The organism is Nostoc sp. FACHB-888, from assembly GCF_014696655.1.
GTDB lineage: Bacteria > Cyanobacteriota > Cyanobacteriia > Cyanobacteriales > Nostocaceae > Nostoc.
In genome coordinates this window covers 1-1906 of sequence record NZ_JACJQM010000404.1, presented here as the reverse complement: position 1 = coordinate 1906, position 1906 = coordinate 1, and the positions used below count along the sequence as shown (strand labels likewise).

4 protein-coding genes are annotated in these 1906 nt (G+C 46.1%); 1 reads left to right on the top strand and 3 read right to left on the bottom strand.

The features are described 5' to 3' along the window. Positions 1–143 precede the first annotated feature (143 nt). On the bottom strand, positions 144–518 hold the full coding sequence (locus H6G26_RS41410) for a hypothetical protein (protein WP_206757598.1): 375 nt from the start codon (positions 516–518) through the stop codon (positions 144–146). Positions 519–556: 38 nt separating this feature from the next. Between H6G26_RS41410 and H6G26_RS44140 the strand changes: the two genes are divergently transcribed. Further along, positions 557–682: a hypothetical protein gene (locus H6G26_RS44140; RefSeq protein ID WP_277883980.1), complete on the top strand. Its 126-nt coding sequence runs from the start codon at positions 557–559 to the stop codon at positions 680–682. A gap of 174 nt (positions 683–856) precedes the next feature. Here the strand turns inward: H6G26_RS44140 and H6G26_RS41405 are convergent, their stop codons facing one another. Both H6G26_RS41405 and H6G26_RS41400 read right to left on the bottom strand, forming a co-directional pair. Further along, positions 857–1498: a response regulator transcription factor gene (locus tag H6G26_RS41405; protein ID WP_190737914.1), complete on the bottom strand. Its 642-nt coding sequence runs from the start codon at positions 1496–1498 to the stop codon at positions 857–859. Continuing rightward, complete coding sequence (locus H6G26_RS41400) at positions 1476–1730, bottom strand: ATP-binding protein (RefSeq protein ID WP_190737912.1); 255 nt, start codon at positions 1728–1730, stop codon at positions 1476–1478. The genes H6G26_RS41405 and H6G26_RS41400 overlap by 23 nt, the downstream gene beginning before the upstream one ends. Positions 1731–1906: the final 176 nt, after the last annotated feature.

Sequence of the window (1906 nt, the reverse complement as noted above, 5' to 3'; positions counted from 1 at the left end):
GACAGTGTAAATTATCTATCTTTTCAGCCCCCTACTGCTAGCGATCGCTTATTCTTTTCTTATCCGCATTCTTTGTTTCATTTGTCAATGCGTAAGTTCTGAGAAATATTAAGCTAACGTACAGTAGCATTTCAGTGGCGCTCCTAATTTAGGCTACATTCCACTAATGGGCTAATACGTAGAATTGATGGCGAAGAACTTGAATGGGTATTTAGACTGCGTATTTCCTTGCCTGTGTTCAAATTCCAGATTTTGATAGAGGCTAGAAGTTTATTTGGCAGTGGGATTTGAGCCTGAATCAAAGTTTTGGGAGAAACTGCCTTTTTGAGACTAATTCTTGACCATAAAGGGTTGCCACTAGGCGACTGTGAAATTGCTGTGACTGGTAGCTGAGACTGCACATCTTGTAAAACTTCACTTGCTGACTGGTAGCGATGCTCAATATCTTCTTGCAACAGCTTATCTAACAACCGTTCTAGTTTTGCAGATATGGGAGATTTCAAATCTCTATACTTCATGCCCTGTTCAGTAAAAAACTATTTGGGAACAGTAGTGAATGGCACTAAGAAAAGGGAAAATCGTTGAGGCAGCAGGGGAGAAAGAAGAAGTTTTAAGCATTGCGTTCGGATATTTAGAAATTCCTCTCTGCCCCCTGCTCCTCTGCAATCCTTACGCTGCATAGCCTTCAGCTTAACTTAGTGCCATTCCTTTTTTACCCAAGCTTTCCCAAATGTTTAACCCATCGCTGATGGTGTGTTTGGCGCGTGGTTACTTTGGGGATACGCAGATCGTGCTGTTAACAGGATTGATTGCCCAAAATCGGGCGTAGTTCGCATGAAGAAGACAGATGCATCAGCTAAGGCGATCGCGGGTCTAAATTTTCGCGTGCCCAGAGTGCGGCTTGCGTGCGATCGCTCACGTTTAACTCGCTGAGAATCCGGCTAATGTAATTTCTGACCGTCCCCTCAGTGATGTGCAAGGTTTTAGCAATTTCACGGTTCGTTTTGCCTTGCCCCAGCAGCTTCAAGACAGCCAACTCTCGTTCACTCAGCATTAAATTAACTGGGGCAGCACTAACAGGTGGTTGCAGTTGGGCAAAAACTTTGGCTGCGATCGTCGGTCCGAGTTGGCTATGTCCTTTGTGAATCGTGCGGATAGCATCCGCAACCTGCCCAGAAGGCGTGTTCTTAAGCAGATACCCGATTGCCCCCGCCTGCAACAATTCCCACACATATTCATCTTCGTCAAACGTGGTTAGCACGAGAATGCGGCTCCACGGGTAGCTGCGGAGAATTTCACGAGTTGCTGTGACCCCATCACAGTTGGGCATCCGAATATCCATCAGAATGACATCAGGCTGAAGCTTTCTGGTCAGGTCGATCGCCACTCTTCCATCGGGTGCCTGCCCGATCACTTCGATGTCTGCCTCTAGGGACAATAATGCGGCTAACCCCTCTCGAAAGAAGGATTGATCATCAACGACGAGCACTCGAATCATAGGGGATAAGGATTTTGATTTGTGTTCCCTGGTCGGAACCTGTACTAATTTTAAGGGTTCCGCTCAGAAGTTCTGCTCGCTCTCGCATACCTTGCAGACCCCACCCAGTCAATGGTTGCTCCAAGTCAAACCCTTGACCATTATCTTGGAGCGTCACCACGATCGTGCCTGAGTCAACCACACCCCGTAACTTCACCTGAGTCGCCAAGGCGTGTTTCTGAATGTTAATCAAGCCTTCTTTCAATATGCAGTAAAGCTGATAACTCGATTGCAGGTAGGCTTAAATCAATCTGAGTGACAATGCCCTCAGGGCGAACGCATCTAAAGTATACGTAGTGACTACTGAAATTGAGAATCAACGAAAAAATCAGTATTTCTGGCTTGATTTATTTTCCAAGGCTCAAAGTG

Coding starts and splice junctions, on each gene's coding strand:
- H6G26_RS41405 (WP_190737914.1), bottom strand. CDS start 1,498: ATGATTCGAGTGCTCGTCGTTGATGATCAATCCTTCTTTCGAGAGGGG.
- H6G26_RS41410 (WP_206757598.1), bottom strand. CDS start 518: ATGAAGTATAGAGATTTGAAATCTCCCATATCTGCAAAACTAGAACGG.
- H6G26_RS44140 (WP_277883980.1), top strand. CDS start 557: ATGGCACTAAGAAAAGGGAAAATCGTTGAGGCAGCAGGGGAGAAAGAA.